This is a genomic window from Mycobacterium sp. RTGN6 (assembly GCF_033804605.1).
GTDB lineage: Bacteria > Actinomycetota > Actinomycetes > Mycobacteriales > Mycobacteriaceae > Mycobacterium.
On record NZ_JAPZKZ010000005.1, the window covers coordinates 415,211 to 434,257 of the forward strand.

Consider the following 19,047-nt stretch of genomic DNA (forward strand, 5'->3'; position numbering starts at 1 on the left):
GGGCTAGACTTTCTCGACGTCTGACACAGTCAGGGCCGCAATGAAATTCGATACGATGCCTGCGATCGACGTCTCTTCGAAGAGCGCCCCGTCGTACGTCACCGTTCCGGTGAGCTGGTCGTCTTTGGTACTCATCGCGACCGTCAACTCGCGGCGTAGGACGATGGGGGCGGGCGGGATGCGGGATACGGAGAGTCCACCGGCCGTGAGCTCGCCTGGCACCGGGTCGTCCATCAGGAAACAGAGCTCGCCGATGCCGAGCGCACTCGGTCCGTGTTGTTCCGCCAGCGCGGCGAGCACGAGATGCCACGGCGCGTCCTGGTTCGAAAGGGCGCCTAGCACGGTGGTCTTGACGTCTCGGACGAGCCCGGGCAGATCCGTCCCGGCGTCGAGGTCGATACGCAGCGGGACGGTGTTCATGAATGGCCCGATCATGAGCTGCATCGCCGGATCGGTGCGTCTGGTCAGCGGTGCGGCGATGACCACCGTGGATTGGTCCGCGTAGGTGCCCACGGCCCTCGCGAAGGCCGCGAGCAGCACCGAGTACAGCGACGCCTGCTCGAGCACGGCCAGCGCCCGCGCGGCGGCCGCAACCGCGGGCGGAAACTCGAAGGCGAACTGGCATCCGCGTCGGTGCGGCTGATCGGTGCGCGGGTGGTCGGTGGGTAGGGCAGCCGGCAGGTCCGCCGTTGCGAACTGTCGGCGGAAGTGGTCGACTCGCCTCGTCAGCGCATCACCGGTCAGCCAGGACCGCTCCCAGACCGCGTAGTCGGCATACTGCAACTGCCCGTCCAGCACGGGAAAGTCGTCGAACCCAAGCGAACTGGCGACCAGTCCGCCAAGCTCGCCCAGTAGCAGCCGCATCGAATACCCATCGGCGACGATGCGGTGCACGCGCAGCCGAAGCACGTGATGGTCGTCGGCGACGCGCATGACGTCGGCCCGAAACGGCGGTTGGGTGCCGAGGTCTCGCCAATCCCGCGCGTCGGGCGAGCGGCCGTCGGAAACGCCGTCCGTGATCGGGACCTCGGGCACGTACGAGTCGAGGATCACCTGAGTCAACATCGCCGTCGACGAGTCTTCGGAGGCCCGGAAGGTCGTGCGCAACAGTTCGTTCCGCGCCACGACGTCCTGAACACCACGTACGATCACCGCCGCGTCGAGTGGGCCGGTGATCCTGATCGACACGTCGATCCAGTGTGCGGCTGATCCGGGGTCCTCGCGTTCGGCGCGCCACATCGTCTCCTGCGCATGGGAAGCCGGCATCTCGTGGCCGCGAGCGGCCGGCCGAAGCGGCAGTGCCTCCACGGTGCCCGTCGCGGTCTCCTCGATTCGTCGCGCAAGGCCGGCCAGTGTCTGATCGTCGAAGAGCACGTCCAACGAGAGTTCGACTCCCAGGTGCTGGCGGATCCGCGAACGCACCTGTGCCGCAAGCAGAGAATGCCCACCAAGGGCAAAGAAGTTGTCGCCCGCGCCGATCTGCTCGACGTCCAGGATGCTGCGCCAGATCGACGCGAGCGCCTCTTCGACGTCCCCTCGGGGTGCGACGTACTCGACCTCCTGGTCCCGCGTGATCGCCACGACCGGCAGGGCTGCCAGATCCAGCTTGCCGTTGGGCGTTTGCGGCAGGCGGTCAATGGCGAGGAATGCCGAGGGCACCATGTGCTCGGGGAGTTGCCGCCGCGCGTGGGCCCGCAGCTCACCCACCGATACCGGCGTCCCCTGCGGTGCGAAGTAGGCGACGAGCACGCTCCCGTCCCCGTCGGGGCCCTGGACCACGGTGACGGCTTCGCGTACGCCCGGATGCTCGAGCAGCACCCTGTCGACCTCGGCCGGTTCCACGCGCAGGCCGCGAATCTTCACCTGTCGATCGGTGCGGTTGCGGTATTCGATGGTGCCGTCCCATCCCAGCCGCACCACGTCGCCGCTGGCGTACAACCGTTCGTCGGCATTCCACGGAGCGCGCACGAACCGCTCAGCGGTGAGTTCCGGATCGCCGAGATACCCGCGCGCCAACGCCGGGCCCGCGATGAACAGTTCGCCGGACACACCCGGCGGAACGGGACGCATCACCTTGTCCAGCACGTACATCGACACGTTGCCACGAGGGCGCCCGATGGGCACGATGCACTGATCGCCCCCGTCCGGCTCACCGACCCGGTGCACACTGACGATCCCGGTGGTCTCGGTCTGGCCGTACATGTTGATCCACGTGGTGCCACCGCCGAACCGCTCACGCCAGGCACGCACCACTCCGAGGCGCAGCGGCTCACTCGCGGTGAGCAACAACCTGAGTCCATTTGGCGGTGGTGTGGTGCCGGCCGCCGCGTCGACCAGCCCGCGGACCACCGTCGGAACGAGATCGGCGACGGTCACTCGTGATTCGCTGATTCGCCGGAGAAGTTCCGCCGCGTCACGACGCTCCTCGGTGGTGGCGATCACGACCTGCGCGCCGACGGCGAACGGGACCAACAGCTGCCGGATCGACGACGAGAACGAGATCGACGCCGTCTCGAGATAGACGTCCTCGGCGGATATGCCCAGCTCTCGGCCGAGGGTCTCGGCGTACTCCACCACGCTGCCGTGGCTGACCGCGACGCCCTTCGGCCTACCCGTCGACCCGGACGTGTGCATGACGTATGCGAGATCGTCAGGCGCCGTTACGGGTTCGAGTCGCTCCGCAGACTCCTGACGGACTTCCCCACCATCGACGTCGTCCTCACCGAGGAGCAACACCACGCCCGCCTCGGCGAGCATGTCGTCGACGCGATCCTTCGGGTACGACGGATCGATCGGCACGTAGACGCCACCCGCCTTGAGTATGCCGAGCATTCCAATCGCCATCGCGACCGTTCGGCCCACACACAGCGCCACGGCACTGCCTACGTCGACGCCTCGGCTTCTCAGCCGCCGGGCGAGTCGGTTGGACGCGGCGTCGAGCTCGCGATACGTGAATGATCGGCCGGCAACGGTCACCGCCACGGCGTCCGGCGCCCGGTCGACCGTCAGTTCGAAGAGCTCCCACACCGATCGGGCCGCCGTCGTACGAGGTGACGAAATGGGCTGGTAGTAGGACGATTCGGAGTCGGTCAACATCGGAAGTTCGGACAATCGCAGTCCGAGGTCGGACACCATCGCGTCGAGGACCACCTGGAAGTGGGCGATCATCCGGTCGATGCGCACGGCGTCGAACAGTTCGGCCGCGTACTCGACGTGCCCGCTCAGTTGGTCGTCGTCGACGAACGTGAACGTGAGATCGCGCTTCGCGGTATGCGTGCCGATCTCGGCGACCTCGAGGCCGAGGCCGCTCAGTTCGGCGCCGCCGACCGCGGGCTGCACGACGAGTTGAACGCTGAACAGTGGGTTGCGGTTGGCGTCGCGGTTCGGGGCCGTCGCGTTGACGATCAGATCGAATGGCACGTCCTGGTGCGCCAGGACGTCGACCATGCGCTGCCGAATTCGACTGAGCAACTTCGTGCCGTCGGGATCGCCGTCGAGTCGGATTCGCACCGGAAGCGCATTGACGAAGAGCCCGATCAAGTCCTCGGTTTCGACTCTGGTGCGGTTCGCGGTCAGGGTACCGACCACGACGTCGTCCTGACCCGAGTAGCGGGCCAGTACGGCGGCGAACGCCGCGAGCAGCGGCACCGACACCGTGACGTTCTCGGCGCGGCACAGGTCACGCAGCGCGCTGGCGCTTTCGGACCCGAGCGCGAACTGCGTCCTCGCACCGCGGAAGGTCGGTGTCTTGGGTCTGGGCCGGTCGGTGTCGAGCTCGAGTGGGGGTGCGCCGGCGAGATCGTTGCGCCAGAAGTCGAGCTGCGCGTCGAAGTCGGGTCCGCGCAGTCGAGCTCGCTGCCACTGGGCGTAGTCCGCGTACTGAATCGGCAGTTCGGCAAGCGGTATCGGATCGCCGCGTTCCAGGGCCTGGTAGATGAGGCCGAGATCGCGCAGCAGGACCCGGAACGACCAACCGTCCGTGGCGATGTGATGCATCGTGAGCACCAACACGTGGCGTTGCTCGCCGAGGCCCAAGAGTCGGGCTCGCAGCAGCGGCCCCACTGTGATGTCGAAGGGGACCGCTGCTTCCCGCTCCGCGACCGCGGCGACATCCGCTTCAGACACCCGCTCGAAGGGCAGTTCGAACGGCTGCGGCGTCCCGAGCACTGCCTGCGGAACACCCTCCACGCTGCGGCATGTCGTGCGCAAGACCTCGTGCCTCGCCATCACCGCGTCGAAACTGCGTTGCAGCACATGGTGATCCACCGGGCCGGGGATGTCGATCCGAGCGGCCACGTGGTAGGCACTCGACGACGGCAGCAGTTCGTGCAGGAACCACAACTGCTCCTGTGCATGCGAAAGGGGTAGTTCACCGTCCCGGGACGCGCGGGGAATGGCGACCTGCCGCTTCTCCTGGTCGGACGAGTTGTCCAGCCACTCCGCGAGCAGCCCTTCGGCCAGTGCCGTGACGGTCGGGTGAGCGAACAACAGCGAGGCGGGAAGCTCGGTGCCCAGCGCTGCTTGCAGTCGGCGCCGCAGGTCCATCGCCGTAAGGGAATCCATCCCCAGAGAGACGAATTCGGCGTGTGGGTCGAGCTCGGCGACGGACGTGCGCAGGGCGTTGGCGAGCTCGGCGACGATGACATCGGTGATGCGGGTCAACCGCTGCTCGGGCGGTCCCTGGAGGAGCCAATCGGTGGTCCGCACCTGCATCGGCGGAGCTTCGGCGGCTTCCGAGGACCGAGGGACGTCCGTTCCGGATTCGCCCGACCAGGACGCTCCGGCGCGCGCGCGACTGTTCAGGTCCGGAGCGGTGTACGCCGGGAACCAGTAGGTGCGGTGTTGGAACGGATAGGTGGGCAGGTCAATTGGTCGGTTCGGTCGAGTGCACCTACCGGCGAAATCCAGCCGGTGCCCGGATGTGTATGCAGCCGCAACCGCCTCGGTCAGGGAACGCCGGTCATCGGTTCCGCGGCGCAACGACGCGATGGTGTGCGGCGCCGGCGCGGCGTCGGGCCAGACCCGCATGGCCGCCGCGGTCAGAATCGGTTGCGGCCCAAGCTCGATCAACACCGTGCAACCCTGGTCCGCGAGCGTGGCCACGCTGTCGGCGAAGCGGACCGGCTGGCGTGCGTGCCTGCGCCAGTACTGAGCATCGAGGCGACTTCGCCGTGTCAGCACCTCGCCGGTGCGATTGCAGACGAACGTCACTTGCGGCGGCGAGTATTCGACATTGCTTGCGTACGACTCGAACTCGTCGAGCACGGGGTCGAGCAGCGCGGAGTGGAAGGCATGACTGGTCTGCAGCCACTCACATCGGATGCCCGCATCCGTGAACGCGGCTGCCGCGCGCTCGGTGTCTTCGTCTGGCCCGGACAGCACGGTGCTGGCGCCGTTGTATGCGGCGATCGACAACCGAGGGTACTCCGCCGCGCACTGCTCGACCTTGTCGGCGTTGGCGAAGACCGCAACCATGCGGCCCCCGGCCGGCAACGTGCCGAAGAGGCGGCCTCGTTCGGCGATCAGCCGCGCGCCGTCGTCGAGGCCGAAGACGCCGGCGACACACGCCGCCGCATACTGGCCAACGCTGTGCCCCACCACGACGTCCGGCTGGATGCCCCACGACTGCCACAACCGGGCCAGACCCAGCTCCACGGCGAACAGCGCGGGTTGGGCAAAGGTGGTGTTGCGCAACACCTCTTCGCCCTGCGGGCCGGTGTCGAACATCACCTCGATCAGGGACCGCGGCAACACCCCGTCGAGGACGTCGGCGCACCGCAGCACGGTGTCGCGGAAGACGGGTTCGCTCTCGAACAACGTCCGCGCCATCCCCGGGAACTGGCTGCCTTGTCCAGGAAACAGCCACGCGGTCTTGGGACGGTCACTGGAGCTCCCCCGCGTCAAGCCGGGAGCCGGACGGTCCTCTTGCAGTGCGCCGAGCAGACGTCGCGCTCGGCCGCGCGAATCCACCACCAAGGCGGCGCGGTGTTCGAAGTGCGAGCGTCCGGCCCCGGCCGTCGCGCAGATATCCGCAAGCGCCACATCCGGATTCGCGTCCATCCAGTCGCGATACCGCGATGCCAGCGCTGCCAAGGCCTCGGGCGTCCGCGCCGAGAGTGGCAGCAGCTGATGCTCACCGCGACCAGATTCGGCGGGGCCGTCCGCAGCGGAGCGGACGGCGGGCGCCTCCTCGACGACCACATGCGCATTGGTTCCAGAGAATCCGAACGAGCTCACCCCGGCGATCCGCGGCCGTCCGTTGCGTTGCCAGGCCGTGGCCTCCTCGACGACTCGAACCGGCAACCTGTCCCAGGGGATGTACGGCGACGGCTCGGTGAAGTGCAGATGCTTGGGCAGCACCTCGTGTTCCAGCGCGAGTGCGACCTTGATAAGGCCGGCAATGCCGGAGGCGGCCTCCAAATGCCCGATGTTCGTCTTCACCGAGCCGATCAGCAACGGCCGGTCCGGGTCTCGTCCCTCGCCGAACACCGCACCGGCGGCCTGCACTTCGATCGGATCGCCCAGCGAGGTGCCCGTCCCGTGCGCTTCCAGATAGTCGACGTCGGCTGCCTCGACACCGGCCCGGCGCAGTGCCATGGCGATGACTTCTTGCTGCGCAATGCCATTCGGTACCGTCAGCCCGCCGGACGCGCCGTCCTGGTTGACGGCGGTACTCCGTATCACCGTCCGAATCGGATCGCCGTCGCGTCGTGCGTCATCGATGCGCTTGAGCACCACGACGCCACAACCCTCGCCTCGCACATAGCCGTCGGCGGCTGCGTCGAACGTCTTGCACCGCCCGTCGGGGGCCAACATCCGTGCCCGCGAGAAGTTGATCATCGGGATCGGGGTCAGAATCACGTTCACCCCGCCGACCAACGCCAGGTCGCAGTCGCCGGAGTCCAGCGCCTGGCAGGCCTGATGCAATGCCACCAACGACGAGCTGCACGCCGTATCCACGATCACGGCCGGGCCCTTCAAGCCGAGCCGGAAGCTGATCCGTCCCGCACCCGCGGCGGCCGAACAGCCGGTTCCCGAATAGAAGTCGATGTCCTCCAACCGGGATAGCCGGATCATCATGCCCGCGTACTCGTGCGTCGACAGTCCCATGAAGACGCCGGTCGCCGTGCCCGCCAACCCCGAGGGCGCCATCCCCGCGTGTTCGATCGCCGACCACGTCGTCTCGAGCATCAGCCGGTGCTGCGGATCCATGAACATGGCCTCACGCGCCGATACCCCGAAGAACGGCGCATCGAAGCCCGAGACGTCATCGACGAATCCCGCGCGGCGGGCCACCATCTTTCCTGGCGCGTCCGGATCGGGGTCGTAGAACTCGTCGGCATCCCACCGATCGCCCGGCACGACCGATGTCGCCTCTCGGCCGTCCGCCATGAGCTGCCAGAATTCACCGGCATCGGCGGCGCCGGGGAAACGAAGCGCGTACCCCAGCATCGCGAAGCCCCGGGTCGCCGTCACGACTGAACTGCTTCCGACATGCCGAAGTCGTCGCCAGAATCGTCGATACCCCGGGGCCAACCCGAGACAGCGACGTACCCATCAGGGCTGAATTTCAGCCCATCGCCCCAGGTCATGCCGTCGGACATCATTTCACCCACCCGCAGTCACGAACGCACGCGTCAATATTGTGCGGCTTCGCTGGCGCGCGCGCACCTCTTCGGACAATTCGTAGGGTTCGCGCTCGCCGACCGCCTCGACTTCGACGCCCAAACGACCCGCTAGATTGCGAAGAAGGTGACGCCTCCCTGCCCTGATAGCATCAGTTAGACAATTAAGTGATGCTATCGTGGGAGTGTGGCATCACTTGGCGGCACGGCGATCGGCTACGAGACGCTGCACTGGGCGATGCCCAGCGAGGCAGGCTACGGGCTGGCCGAGCTGCGAGCGGCACGCAAGCAAGCCGGTGAATACCGCGCAGCGGTACCCGCCGCGATCGCCAACCTGACATTGACCTTGCCGAGCGGTGTCCTCGCCGACGCCGACGAAGCCAGCCACGAAATCGCGCGGTTCGACGCCGAACTCGGAGACGAGATCGCCCCGTTCGCCGCGGTGCTGCTCCGTTCGGAGTCTGCGGCAAGCTCCAACATCGAGAACCTCACGGCCTCGGCGCGAGCCATCGCCGAAGCAGAGATACTCGGCGACAGCGGTCGCCGCAACGCCGCGCTCATCGTCAGCAACACCCAAGCGATGAAGGCCGCCGTGGCGTTGGCCGATCGGATCGACGACGACGCCATCCTGGCCATGCACGCCGCGCTGATGCGCAAGAGCAATCCCGACCAGAGCGGCAGATGGCGCACCGAACAGGTCTGGGTCGGTGGTGGCACCTTCGGCCCACGCGGTGCCGACTTCGTCGCTCCGCGCCACGAGCGGGTTCGGCCTGCCATCGCCGACCTGCTGACCTTCACCCGCCGCGGCGACGTCCCGGCCCTGCCCCAGATCGCGATCGCCCACGCGCAATTCGAGACGATCCACCCCTTCACCGATGGCAACGGACGCACGGGACGGGCGCTCGCGCAAGCGATGTTGCGCAACAAGCGGTTGACCCGACAGATCACCGTTCCCGTCTCGGCGGGCTTGCTGACCAACACCGACGCCTACTTTCAAGCGCTGGGCGCCTACCGCACAGGCGATCCCGCACCGATCGTCGAACGGCTTTCCGCGGCATCGGTTCTCGCCGTCATCAACGGTCGTCACCTAGTGGCCGACCTGGGGTCGATACGCGAGCGCTGGAACACACAGATCACCGCGCGCCGCGACTCGGCGATCCACCGCGTCGCCGACCTACTGATCCGACAGCCGGTGTTCAACGCACTGACGCTGCAGCGCGAGCTCGGAATCACTACCGGCAACGCCCGTCGGTACGTCGACCCGCTCGCCTCTGCGGGTATCGTCGTCGAGTTCACCGACCGCGCCCGCAACCGGGCGTGGCGCGCACCAGACGTCCTCGCCGCGCTCGATGAATTCGCCGAACGAGCCGGCGCTAGTCCGGCGGCCGCCCAGTGGCGCGATCATGGAAGGCTTCGACTGCCGTCGGCAGTGTCATGAAAATGCGGTTCTCACCGATCTTTTCGACCAATCCGGCGGCATCGAGCTGGTCACGCAGGTCCTGCTTGACCCGCGCCATCGCGAAGACAATGCCGCGCGCCTCGAGGTCTTGGCGCAACTGGTCGAGTGCATCGACCGCGGTGAGGTCGACTTCGACGTTGGCTTCGGCATTGAGCACGAACCATTCGATCGGCGGCTCGCCCTCCGGATTCTCCGCAACCGCCGCCATGGCGCGTTCGCGGAAATCCTCGGCGTTGGCGAAGAACAGCGGCGCGTCATACCGGTAGACCACCAGTCCCGGCACTGGCCGTGCGTCGGGATAGTCGTCGAGATCGTGCATCCCGGCCACATCCGGCACCAAGCCGAGGACGCCGTCATGCGGTCGGGCCACCCGCCGTAGGAGATCGAGGATGGACAGCGCGATGGCCACCAGCACGCCGTTGAGCACGCCGAACCCGAGCACCGCGGCGGTGGTGGCCAACGCTAGCAGCAGTTCACTGCGGCGGAACCTGCCGAGCCTGCGGAACTCCGCGATATCGATGAGCCGGAGGGCGGCGAACACCACCAAGGCGCCGAGCGCCGCGGTCGGGAAGTTTTCCAGGAGGCCGCGTCCGAGGAACATCACCGCGATCACCGAGGCCAACGCCACCAATGAATACATCTGGGTCCGGCTGCCCACCGCGTCCCCGAGCGCGGTCCGGCTCCCGCTCGAGCTGACCGGGAAGCCATGCGTCAAACCTGTTGCCACATTGCAGATTCCGAGCGCCCGCAGTTCGGCATTGGCGTCGATGTGTTCGCCCTTCCGCGACGCGAAGGTGCGGGCGGTCAGCGCGTTGTCGGAGAAGGCCACCACCGCGATTCCAGCCGCGGGAATCAGCATCGCCAGCAGCTCTGCGGCGGGGAGCATCGGCACACTCGGCGTCGGCAGGCCCGCTGGAATCTCACCAACGACGCGGATCCCCCGGGTTTCCAGCGCGAAGACCACCACCGCGGCGGTCGCCGCCAAGACAGCCACCAAGGCGCCGGGGAACTTCGGCGCCACCCGCCCGATCGCCAGCAGCATCACCAGCACGGCCGTAGCGAGTGCGACGGTCGGCCAGTGGGCGCCACCGACACCTGCGACGAAACTCCGCACCTGGTCGACGAATTCGTCGCCCTCGACGGCCACGCCGGTCACCTTGCCCAGCTGTCCGCCGATCATGATGACCGCCACCCCGGTCATGTAGCCGATCAGGACCGGCCGCGACAGCAGGTCAGCCAGAAAGCCCAGCCGCAGCAGCCCGCCCAGCAGGCAGAACCCGCCGACCAGGACTGCCATCACCGCCGCGAGCACGGCATAGCGGGCGGGGTCGCCTGCCACCAGCGGCGCCAGCGCGGTCGCCGTCATGAGGGCGGTCGTGGATTCCGGTCCGACCGACAGCTGCCGTGATGACCCGAGCACCGCATACACGGCCAATGGCACCAACGCCGCCCACAGGCCAGCGACGGCGGGCAGACCCGCGACCGTCGCGTACGCCATCACCTGCGGAACGAGGTACGCCGCCACTGTGACGCCGGCGAGTACGTCGCCGCGCAACCAACCGCGCTGGTAATTCAGGAGCTGGCGCAACCCCGGCGTCAGCGTCGACCAGCTTGCCGGCGAAGTCCTCGGTGACGTCATAGGAGAGATAGTGCGCTGAATGCGCGAGAATAGTGTGTAGCCGACCGAGACTTGCAGTGCCCGGCGCAGGTCGATTCCCGAGCGTCAACATGAGCTGACGCCGTGGCAGGCGGTAGGACTTTCCCGCGGCGCGTTGAGCGAAGACTTGCCGCACCTCATACGACGTGGACTGTTACGTGGAGCTAAGGGGATTCGAACCCCTGACCTTCTCGATGCGAACGAGACGCGCTACCAACTGCGCCATAGCCCCTAGTGCCGGTACAGGCTATCAGCCACCGACCCCCGACCGAAAACTACTGGCCAGCCGCCCGGGCCAGGTGGTACTCCGCGTACTCCACGTCCTCGAGGTGCTCGAAGATGGGGTCCTCGTCGTCGATCTCGAGCACCACCGATCCCGGCCTGCGAAGCCGCGCCGGCACGACGTCGAACTCGGTGTCCTGGGTGTTCTCGACGCCGAGCCGCGACCGGGCCATGCGCTGCGCCCGACGACGGCGCACATGCTCTTCGATGCGGGTCTGGCGGCGCAGGTAACCCAGGTACAGCAGCGTCACCGCGCCGACCGAACCGCACGCCCACCACATCGTTGGCGTCACCACGAACGCGACGACGGCGGTGGCGACCAGCGCGACACCCATCACCAACAGCACGTTCTTGCGGAACCTGTACTTGCGCGCGCTGACGGCCGCGGCGGTCTTGGACTCGTAGCGGTTGCGACGGGCGTGCGCCATCGAATCGGCAAGCTGCGGTTCGTTTTCCGAGACCGCTTCCAGTCCCGAGGAGTCGTCGACGTACTCGTAGTCGTGTTCGGTGCCGTCGGGTGCGACCGGCTCGTAGGAGTCAGTGTCGGTGTCCTCGTCGGCTTCGGCGTCGAGGCCCTCGAGCTCGTCTAGGTTGTCGAGGTCGTCGGGTTCGAAGTCCACCTCGGACACGGTGCGGATCGCGGCGGTCGAGTCGTCGTACTCCTGGACCTCGTCCTCGGCGACGACCTCCTCGACGACGTCGTCGACCTCGTCGGGCGTGCCCACTTCGTCCTCGGCGTCGTCCAGGTCGAGGTCGAGCATGAGTTCGGACTGAACGGCCGACCCGCCGACGGGCAGCGCACCTGAGTCCTCGTCGACGATGTCGACGTCGAGGTAGTCGGGTTCGGTCGACACCGCGGTCGCCGCCAGCACGATCGTCTTGCGCGGCGCCGTGACGTCGTCGTCGCCTTCGTACTCGTCGGCGTCGTCGAGGTCTTGGCTGTGTCGCCAGTGCGGATCGCTGTGGTGCCCGGCGGCGGGGCCGCGCTTGCGTAGCAGCCGGGCGCCGCGGGCGCCGCCGTTGAGCACGCGCGTGGCCAGCGCCACGTCGCTGGTGCGACGGACGTTCTCACGCTTGCTGACCAACATCGGAACGAGCACGAAGAGCCAGAGCACGACGAGAGAAATCCACAGCAGGGATTGGGGGATGCTTGGCATGTCGCCGGGCTCCTTTCCCCTTTAGGTTAAGTCTGTGACCAGCGCCTCCGGGGGCGACGCGCCGAGGTCAATTACACACCTGTAATTCACCAGTAGCAAGCACATCAGTCCCATATGTCACATCTGCAACAGGATCAGGTCCAGCTGGCCCGACCCGCATGCACCAGCGCGGATGTTGCCGAACCCGACAACTCCTCCACGGTGAGCGCCACCAGCAGGTGGTCGCGCCACGCGCCGTCGACTTCCAGATACCGCTGCAGCAGCCCCTCCTCGCGAAACCCTGCCTTCGCCAGCACCGCCCGGCTCGCGAGATTCTCCGGACGCACCGTCGCCTCGATGCGGTGCAGCATCACCGCACCGAATCCATGGTCGAGCCCCAACGCCAGCGCGGCGGTAGCCACTCCTCCCCCGTTGACCGCCTTCTCCACCCAGTAGCCGATCCACGCCGAGCGCAGCGCGCCGTGCGTGACGTTGCCGATGGTGAGTTGGCCGCGGAACTCACCGTCCAGTTCGATCGCATACGGCAGCATGCGGCCGCGCCTGGCCTCGGCCCGCAGCCCCGAGCACATCGATGGCCACGACGAAACTGAGTGGCGCACTTCCCAATTCACCTCAGCGACCGGCTCCCACGGTTCCAGATGAGCACGGTCGGCCAGCCGGATCCGGCTCCACGCCGCACCGTCGCGCAACCGCACCGGACGCAAGCGCACCAGCCCGGCGGGCACCCTGATCGGGCCGACCGACTTCGGCCATCCCGGGTGGGCGGAGGTCGAGCGCCAGAGGTTCACGTCAGTCCTCAGCCCCGTTGGGCGAGGAAAGCGACGTCGACGATCTCGCCGGTACGGACCTGTTCGGCTTCGCTGGGAACGACCACCAGGCAGTTCGCCTCGGCGAGCGTGGCGAGCAGGTGCGACGACGCGCCCGGCGCCCCTCCGAGCGCTTGCACCAGGTACTCGCCGGTCTCCTGGTCGCGCATCAGTTGGCCGCGCAGGTAGCCCTTGCGCCCCGCCACCGACGAGATCGGCGACAGCGTGCGCGCCTGCACCACTCGCCGCATCGGTGCGCGCTTGCCTAGCGACATGCGGATCAGCGGCCGCACCATCACCTCGAACACCACTAGCGCACTGACCGGATTGGCGGGCAACAGGAACACCGGCACCCCTTCGCGGCCCAGCTGTCCGAAGCCTTGCACCGACCCGGGATGCATGGCGATCCGCGCGACCTCGACCTCGCCGAGCTCCGCCAGCACCGCCCGCACTTCCTCGGCGGCCGCGCCACCCACGGCGCCGGCGATCACGATCACCTCGGACCGGTTGATCAGTCCCTCGACGACGTCGCGCAGTTCCTTCGGCGCCGTCTCGACGATCCCGACGCGGTTCACCTCCGCGCCCGCGTCGCGGGCCGCCGCCGCCAACGCATACGAATTGACGTCGTACACCTGCCCATTGCCCGGCGAGCGCGAGATGTCCACGAGTTCACCGCCGACGCACATCACCGACAGCCGCGGCCGCGGATGCACCAGCACGCGCTCCCGTCCGACGGCCGCCAGCAGCCCCACTTGAGCCGCACCGATGATCGTGCCCGCCCGCACCGCCACGTCACCGGGTTGTACGTCGTCGCCGGTGCGCCGCACGTAGGCACCCGACCGCACGCTGCGCAGCACCCGCACCCGGGATTCGCCGCCGTCGGTCCAGCGCAACGGAAGCACCGCGTCGGCCAGGGTCGGCATCGGAGCCCCGGTCTGCACGCGCGCGGCCTGACGCGGTTGCAGCCGGCTGGGGGTCTTGTCGCCCGCCTCGATCAGCCCCATGACGGGCAGACTGACGTCGCGGACGTCGCCCGCACCGGCGTCGTCGTCTCCGTCGGCGTCACCGATGGGCTCGGCGCCGAGCACGTCGACGCTGCGCACCGCGTAGCCGTCGATGGCGGCCTGATCGAACCCGGGCAGCGGTCGTTCGGTGACGACCTCCTCCGCGCACATCAGTCCCTGCGCCTCGGCAATGGCTACTCGCACGGGTCTGGGCGCTACCGCGGCGGCAGCCACCCGAGCCTGCTGCTCCTCCACCGAACGCAATGTGCGCCTTTCTGCAGTCCGTCGGCCAGGCGCCCGCGTCAGTGCTTCAGCGTGCGTCCAGGCCCAATCGCTCGACCAGCCAGCGCCTCAGCTCCGGCCCGTAGTCGTCGCGTTCCAACGCAAAGTCAACCGCAGCCTTGAGGTAGCCGCCGGGATTTCCCAGGTCGTGTCGGCGACCGCGATGAACGACGACGTGCACCGGGTGCCCCTCGGCGATCAAGAGCGCGATGGCGTCGGTCAGCTGAATCTCGCCACCGACGCCCTTCTGCACGCGCCGCAGCGCGTCGAAGATCGCCCGGTCGAGCACGTATCGGCCAGCCGCCGCGTAGAGCGACGGCGCGTCCTCGGCCTTCGGCTTCTCCACCATGCCAAGGACTTTCAACACATTTGGGTTCGCCGCGTCGGGAACGACCTCGACGTCGAAGACGCCATAGGCGCTGATCTCTTCGCGCGGCACCTCGATGGCGCACAGCACCGAGCCACCACGCTTGGCGCGCACCTTCGACATCGTCTCGAGCACACCGGTGGGCAACACCAGGTCGTCGGGCAACAACACCGCGATGGCGTCCTCGTCGGGCAGCAACACCGACTCGACGCAGCCGACGGCGTGCCCGAGGCCCAACGGTTGAGCCTGTACCACCGACTCGACCTTGATGAGACCGTGTGCGCGACGGACCTTCTCCAGCATCACGTGCTTGCCGCGGGCTTCCAGCGTGCCCTCGAGGATGAGGTCCTCGACGAAGTGCGCAACGACGCCGTCCTTGCCCTCCGACGTCACGATGATGAGCCGCTCGCCCCCGGCCTGGGCTGCCTCGGCGGCGACCAGCTCGATACCGGGTGTGTCGACGACCGGGAGCAACTCCTTGGGCACGGTCTTGGTGGCGGGCAGGAACCGCGTCCCCAGGCCAGCGGCCGGAACGACGGCGGTACGCGGAATCCGCACCTGAGCCTGTGTCTCCATCGCTCACACCATAACGTCATCGTCCGAATACAACCTCGCAAGTCCCAGCTTCTGTGATGGGTGACATCGTTGACGCCGTGGACGGCGATCCGACGACGAAGGCGGCGTGGCGCGCCGCGATCGTTGCCGCGCGTCGTCCGGTCTCCCGCGAGCAGCGTGCGGAGGAGGCGGCGGCGCTCTGCGACCACCTCCTGGCCGCGGTACGACCAGGCACGACGGTGTGCGCATACGTGCCAGTCGGGTCCGAACCCGGTTCGCCGGACCTACTCGATGCCCTCGTCGGGGTCGACGTGCGCGTGCTGCTTCCCGTTGCCCGTGAAGTGGCAGGCACTCCACAGCCGTTGGCGTGGGGTGAGTATCGACCGGGCAGGCTCATCGAGGCGCCGTTCGGGCTGCGCGAACCCGACGCTCCTTGGCTGCCGCCCGAGGCGATCGCCGCGGCGGCGATCGTGGTCGTGCCCGCGCTCGCGGTGGACCATCGCGGCGCCCGGCTCGGGCGTGGCGCCGGCTTCTACGACCGCTCGCTCGCGCTGGCCGACGGGGCGGCCTGGCTGGTGGCCATCGTCCGCGACGACGAACTCGTCGACCGATTGCCGCACGAGGATCACGACGTCCCGATGACGCACGCGTTGACTCCGGGCGGTGGCCTCGTCACGCTGGGCGGAAGCGCCTAGCAGTCGGCGAGCACGTCGGTGATCGCGTTCTTCTCCTTGGCCGACACCCACAGCCCGTAGGCAGTCTTCACCTCGACCTGCCGAGCCACGAACTCGCACCGGAACGCCTCGTTGGGCGGGAGCCAGCTGGCCGCATCGCGAAAGGCCTTGTCGAAGTTCGCCTTTCCGCCGACGGCGATGAGGTTGCGCGGATCGTTGGCGAAGTCGCGGCGGCGTTGGTCGGTCCACTGGCGCGCGCCCTTGTACCAGGCGTCCGACAGCGACACCACGTGGTCGATCTGCACCGCATCGGAGGTCGTCGGCCCGCGGGTGAAGGCGATCGTGCTGCCGCCGTACGGGTCGTGCAGCGTCCCGCTCTGGGCGTAGCAGGTGCCGGGCCGCACGACGACCTCCGCCAGGTCGCGGCGCAGTACGTCGTCGCGGGTGTTGCACCGGTTGTGCCCGAACTCGACGTTGACGTCGTCGCTCCACGCCTCACCGAACGCGCCACGACGGAAGTCTGTCTCGCGGTCCCACCCCTTGACCGGCAAGCGCACGGCATCCACCCTCGCCTGGTCGTATGCGGGAGTCGACCGCGCGGACGGCATCGGCGCCCGCTCGGACGGTTCGCGGAAGTACAACCAGCAGCCCAGGGCGACGCCCAACGCGATCACCGTCAGCAGGACGGGAATGGCCCGGGTCACGTAGCGGTTCTAGCACTTGAGCCGGTAGAGTGCTAAGTAGTTTGACCAACTCGGAGGTTTTTGTGCCGACCTATTCTTACGCCTGCACGGAGTGCGACAACCGCTTCGACGCGGTTCAGGCGTTCACTGACGATGCGTTGACCACGTGCTCGAAGTGCGCGGGCAGGCTGCGCAAGCTCTTCGGCAAGGTGGGCGTCGTGTTCAAGGGCAGCGGCTTCTACCGCACCGACAACCGCGAATCGGTCAAGAGCGCGACCAACGGTTCGAGCTCCAGCGGCGAGTCGTCGAGCTCGAGCTCGTCGGATTCGTCCGACTCGTCGTCGAGCACCACCAAGTCCTCGTCGGACTCCTCGTCGTCCAGTTCGTCCGACTCGTCGTCGAGCTCGTCGTCGCCGGCCAAGTCGACTCCGGCCGCCGCCTCCAACTAGCCGCCGCGGGTTATCCACAGGCCCGCTCGCTAGCCCTGTCTCCTGGGTCGCCCGCTGCCTAACGTGGGCGCAATGGGGCAATCGCTCAATCCGTCACCACTGACCCGGCTCTGGTTCGGGCTGCGTCCTGACTGGACGCGCACCGTCGCGGCGCGTCGCGCGGCCGCGGGCGGCCTGGTCGTCCTCGCGGCGGTCGCCGCGCTGCGGCCGGACCCGTCGACCGGAACCACCGACGTCGTCGTCGCCGCACGTGACCTGACGCCGGGCGTCGAGCTCGGGCCTGATGACGTCAGCATCGAATCACGTTCTGCCACCACGGTTCCCGATGGCTTCCAGACCGCCATCACCGACTTGGTCGGGTCCACACTGGCGGGTCCGGCACGCCGGGGCGAGGTACTCACCGACGTGCGGTTGCTCAGCCCACGACTGGCCGAGGCCACCGCGGGGCCCGACGCGCGCATCGTCCCCCTGCACCTTGCCGACGGCGCGCTGCTCGAGTTGGTCAGACCGGGCGACGTCGTCGACGTGCTGGCCGTCGACGCGCAGGGCGGCGACGAGCAGACGACACCACGGGTGCTGGCCCGTGGCGCCGTCGTCGTGCTGACGTCCGCGACCACGAAGGCCCCCGGTGGCGGCGAGGGTGTGGTGCTCGTCGCGCTGCCCGCTCAGCAGGCCGTGGACGCGGCAGCGGCCTCGCTCTCGCAGGCCGTCACGCTGACCTTCCACTGACGGGCTCAGCGCGGCGGAGCGGGCACCGCGGTCGTAGTGGGCGCGGGCGCGCCGTGCTGGATCGCGTCCAGCACCATGTCGGCCAGGTCGTCCGTGCTCGACGTGGCGGCAGGAGGTGGCGGCGGCACCGGAGTCACCGGCTCTGCGGCGGCCGGCCCGAGCGAGAGCGCCGAAATCGCCATCAGCACAGCCGTTACCGACAACCACACCCGCTTCGTCATTCGAATCGCTCCCCAGATGGTCCACACGTCAAGGCTTTTCCGGTGAAAAGTTAGCACCGTAGTTCGGCACTCGCAGCGACTGGCCGGACTAGCGTTGACATGCCGCCTCGTCCAACCCCAAGGAAGGAACCGCTCGTGTTGAAGGGCTTCAAGGAATTCCTCGCTCGTGGCAACATCGTCGACCTGTCCGTCGCGGTGGTCATCGGTACCGCGTTCACCGGACTGGTTACCAAGTTCACCGAAAGCGTCATCCAGCCGTTGATCGACCGCATCGGCGCGGGCGGCGATGCCGAATACGGCCTCCTCAAGATCGGCATCGGTGGCGGCCAGACCATCGACCTGAACGTCGTGCTGTCCGCGGCCATCAACTTCGTCCTGGTGGCGGCCGTCGTCTACTTCCTCGTCGTGATGCCGTACAACCGGCTGCGCAAGAAGGGCGAGGTAGAGCAGGCCCAGGACACCGAGCTCAGCCTGTTGACCGAGATCCGCAATCTGCTGGCGGGTACCGAGGGTGAACACGTCACGGGCCCGGGCACCGGCCCCAGCCCCGACACCGCGAAGATCACCAGCGCCGACAGGGACTGAGCCGCTGCCACCCTCGTCGAGACTGCAGACAGATCACGATTCAGGCCTCGGATGTGATCTGCCCGCAGTCTCGGCGGAGGGGGTCAAACCACCCCACCAAACGAAACAGCCCCCGGCCGACGCCGGGGGCTGTTTCGCGAACTAGGGAATGTCAGTTCATGTTCCAGGGCTCGCCGTACGTGGTGACGGAGTCACCCGTGGAGGCGATGAGCCGAGCGAACGGACGCAGCAACACGCCACCGGCAGCACCGGTCACCGTGCCGTGAGCATTGGACACCGCGACGCCACCGGCAGCACCGGCCACGTCGACGGAGAACGTCGCGACTTCCTGGATACCCGGGCCGTTGCCCAGGTCAGCACTGATCGACACACCCGGGAACAGGTTCGGGGTGATGACCGACTCGAGGCCGAACGGCGGCGCGGTGATGTTGCCGTCGTCGATCAGGATGTTCGGCGTGGTGTAGGAGAAGTTGATACCCACGCCCAGCGACCAGGGGAAGCCGATCTGGTAG

Annotated in this window: 14 protein-coding genes, 1 tRNA gene and 1 pseudogene; 5 read left to right on the forward strand and 11 right to left on the reverse strand. The window is 67.9% G+C overall.

Annotated elements, in window-relative coordinates:
* Positions 1 to 3: 3 nt before the first annotated feature.
* Both SLQ33_RS15385 and SLQ33_RS15390 read right to left on the reverse strand, forming a co-directional pair.
* On the reverse strand, positions 4 to 3,096 hold the full coding sequence (locus SLQ33_RS15385; RefSeq protein ID WP_319454755.1) for an amino acid adenylation domain-containing protein: 3,093 nt from the start codon (positions 3,094 to 3,096) through the stop codon (positions 4 to 6).
* Positions 3,091 to 7,452, reverse strand: a pseudogene (locus SLQ33_RS15390) (type I polyketide synthase); the annotation flags it as partial. The pseudogene SLQ33_RS15390 and the gene SLQ33_RS15385, both read right to left, overlap by 6 nt.
* 360 nt (positions 7,453 to 7,812) lie before the next feature.
* On the opposite strand from SLQ33_RS15390, the gene SLQ33_RS15395 reads away from it, so the two are divergent.
* Entirely contained in the window at positions 7,813 to 9,063 is a 1,251-nt protein-coding gene (locus SLQ33_RS15395) for a Fic family protein (protein ID WP_319454724.1), read from the forward strand.
* Here SLQ33_RS15395 and SLQ33_RS15400 read toward each other — a convergent pair.
* The 6 genes from SLQ33_RS15400 to SLQ33_RS15425 all read right to left on the reverse strand — a co-directional run bounded on the left by SLQ33_RS15400 (position 8,999) and on the right by SLQ33_RS15425 (position 15,215).
* Positions 8,999 to 10,723, reverse strand: a complete 1,725-nt coding sequence (locus SLQ33_RS15400) for a sulfate permease (protein WP_319454725.1) — start codon at positions 10,721 to 10,723, stop codon at positions 8,999 to 9,001. The genes SLQ33_RS15395 and SLQ33_RS15400 overlap by 65 nt on opposite strands.
* A 177-nt stretch (positions 10,724 to 10,900) precedes the next feature.
* A tRNA-Ala gene (locus SLQ33_RS15405) sits at positions 10,901 to 10,973 on the reverse strand.
* Between the two features lie 43 nt (positions 10,974 to 11,016).
* Entirely contained in the window at positions 11,017 to 12,180 is a 1,164-nt protein-coding gene (gene glpR / locus SLQ33_RS15410) for a gephyrin-like molybdotransferase receptor GlpR (protein ID WP_319454726.1), read from the reverse strand.
* Positions 12,181 to 12,314: 134 nt separating this feature from the next.
* On the reverse strand, positions 12,315 to 12,968 hold the full coding sequence (locus tag SLQ33_RS15415) for a GNAT family protein (protein ID WP_319454727.1): 654 nt from the start codon (positions 12,966 to 12,968) through the stop codon (positions 12,315 to 12,317).
* Between the two features lie 8 nt (positions 12,969 to 12,976).
* Positions 12,977 to 14,254 carry a gephyrin-like molybdotransferase Glp gene (glp, locus tag SLQ33_RS15420; protein ID WP_319454728.1) on the reverse strand — a complete coding sequence of 426 codons (1,278 nt, stop codon included), beginning with the start codon at positions 14,252 to 14,254 and terminating at the stop codon, positions 12,977 to 12,979.
* A 46-nt stretch (positions 14,255 to 14,300) separates the two neighbouring features.
* Positions 14,301 to 15,215, reverse strand: a complete 915-nt coding sequence (locus tag SLQ33_RS15425) for a UTP--glucose-1-phosphate uridylyltransferase (RefSeq protein WP_319454729.1) — start codon at positions 15,213 to 15,215, stop codon at positions 14,301 to 14,303.
* A 56-nt stretch (positions 15,216 to 15,271) separates the two neighbouring features.
* Between SLQ33_RS15425 and SLQ33_RS15430 the strand changes: the two genes are divergently transcribed.
* Positions 15,272 to 15,889 carry a 5-formyltetrahydrofolate cyclo-ligase gene (locus tag SLQ33_RS15430; RefSeq protein WP_319454730.1) on the forward strand — a complete coding sequence of 206 codons (618 nt, stop codon included), beginning with the start codon at positions 15,272 to 15,274 and terminating at the stop codon, positions 15,887 to 15,889.
* Here the strand turns inward: SLQ33_RS15430 and SLQ33_RS15435 are convergent.
* A complete protein-coding gene (locus tag SLQ33_RS15435; protein WP_319454731.1) occupies positions 15,886 to 16,572 on the reverse strand; it encodes an HNH endonuclease family protein in 687 nt (228 codons plus the stop codon). The two genes, SLQ33_RS15430 and SLQ33_RS15435, sit on opposite strands and share 4 nt — an antisense overlap.
* A 62-nt stretch (positions 16,573 to 16,634) precedes the next feature.
* Between SLQ33_RS15435 and SLQ33_RS15440 the strand changes: the two genes are divergently transcribed.
* Together SLQ33_RS15440 and SLQ33_RS15445 are read left to right on the forward strand one after the other, a co-directional pair.
* Complete coding sequence (locus tag SLQ33_RS15440) at positions 16,635 to 17,000, forward strand: FmdB family zinc ribbon protein (protein ID WP_319454732.1); 366 nt, start codon at positions 16,635 to 16,637, stop codon at positions 16,998 to 17,000.
* 72 nt (positions 17,001 to 17,072) lie between these two features.
* A complete protein-coding gene (locus SLQ33_RS15445; protein WP_319454733.1) occupies positions 17,073 to 17,729 on the forward strand; it encodes an SAF domain-containing protein in 657 nt (218 codons plus the stop codon).
* 5 nt (positions 17,730 to 17,734) lie between these two features.
* Here SLQ33_RS15445 and SLQ33_RS15450 read toward each other — a convergent pair whose 3' ends face one another.
* Entirely contained in the window at positions 17,735 to 17,950 is a 216-nt protein-coding gene (locus SLQ33_RS15450) for a hypothetical protein (RefSeq protein ID WP_319454734.1), read from the reverse strand.
* Positions 17,951 to 18,085: 135 nt separating this feature from the next.
* Here SLQ33_RS15450 and mscL point away from each other — a divergent pair, with 135 nt between their 5' ends.
* The gene (mscL, locus tag SLQ33_RS15455; protein WP_319454735.1) at positions 18,086 to 18,535 is read left to right on the forward strand and encodes a large-conductance mechanosensitive channel protein MscL; all 450 of its coding nucleotides are present in this window, start codon (positions 18,086 to 18,088) and stop codon (positions 18,533 to 18,535) included.
* A gap of 151 nt (positions 18,536 to 18,686) precedes the next feature.
* On the opposite strand, the gene SLQ33_RS15460 is transcribed toward mscL, so the two are convergent.
* Positions 18,687 to 19,047: MspA family porin (locus tag SLQ33_RS15460; protein WP_319454736.1), on the reverse strand; the 361-nt coding region annotated here is incomplete at its 5' end.

What these genes read in the sequence shown, in the direction of transcription:
- SLQ33_RS15385 (WP_319454755.1), bottom strand. Translation starts at nt 3,096, where the DNA reads ATGTTGACCGACTCCGAATCGTCCTACTACCAGCCCATTTCGTCACCT.
- SLQ33_RS15400 (WP_319454725.1), bottom strand. Translation starts at nt 10,723, where the DNA reads ATGACGTCACCGAGGACTTCGCCGGCAAGCTGGTCGACGCTGACGCCG.
- glpR (WP_319454726.1), bottom strand. Translation starts at nt 12,180, where the DNA reads ATGCCAAGCATCCCCCAATCCCTGCTGTGGATTTCTCTCGTCGTGCTC.
- SLQ33_RS15425 (WP_319454729.1), bottom strand. Translation starts at nt 15,215, where the DNA reads ATGGAGACACAGGCTCAGGTGCGGATTCCGCGTACCGCCGTCGTTCCG.
- SLQ33_RS15430 (WP_319454730.1), top strand. Translation starts at nt 15,272, where the DNA reads ATGGGTGACATCGTTGACGCCGTGGACGGCGATCCGACGACGAAGGCG.
- SLQ33_RS15445 (WP_319454733.1), top strand. Translation starts at nt 17,073, where the DNA reads ATGGGGCAATCGCTCAATCCGTCACCACTGACCCGGCTCTGGTTCGGG.
- SLQ33_RS15450 (WP_319454734.1), bottom strand. Translation starts at nt 17,950, where the DNA reads ATGACGAAGCGGGTGTGGTTGTCGGTAACGGCTGTGCTGATGGCGATT.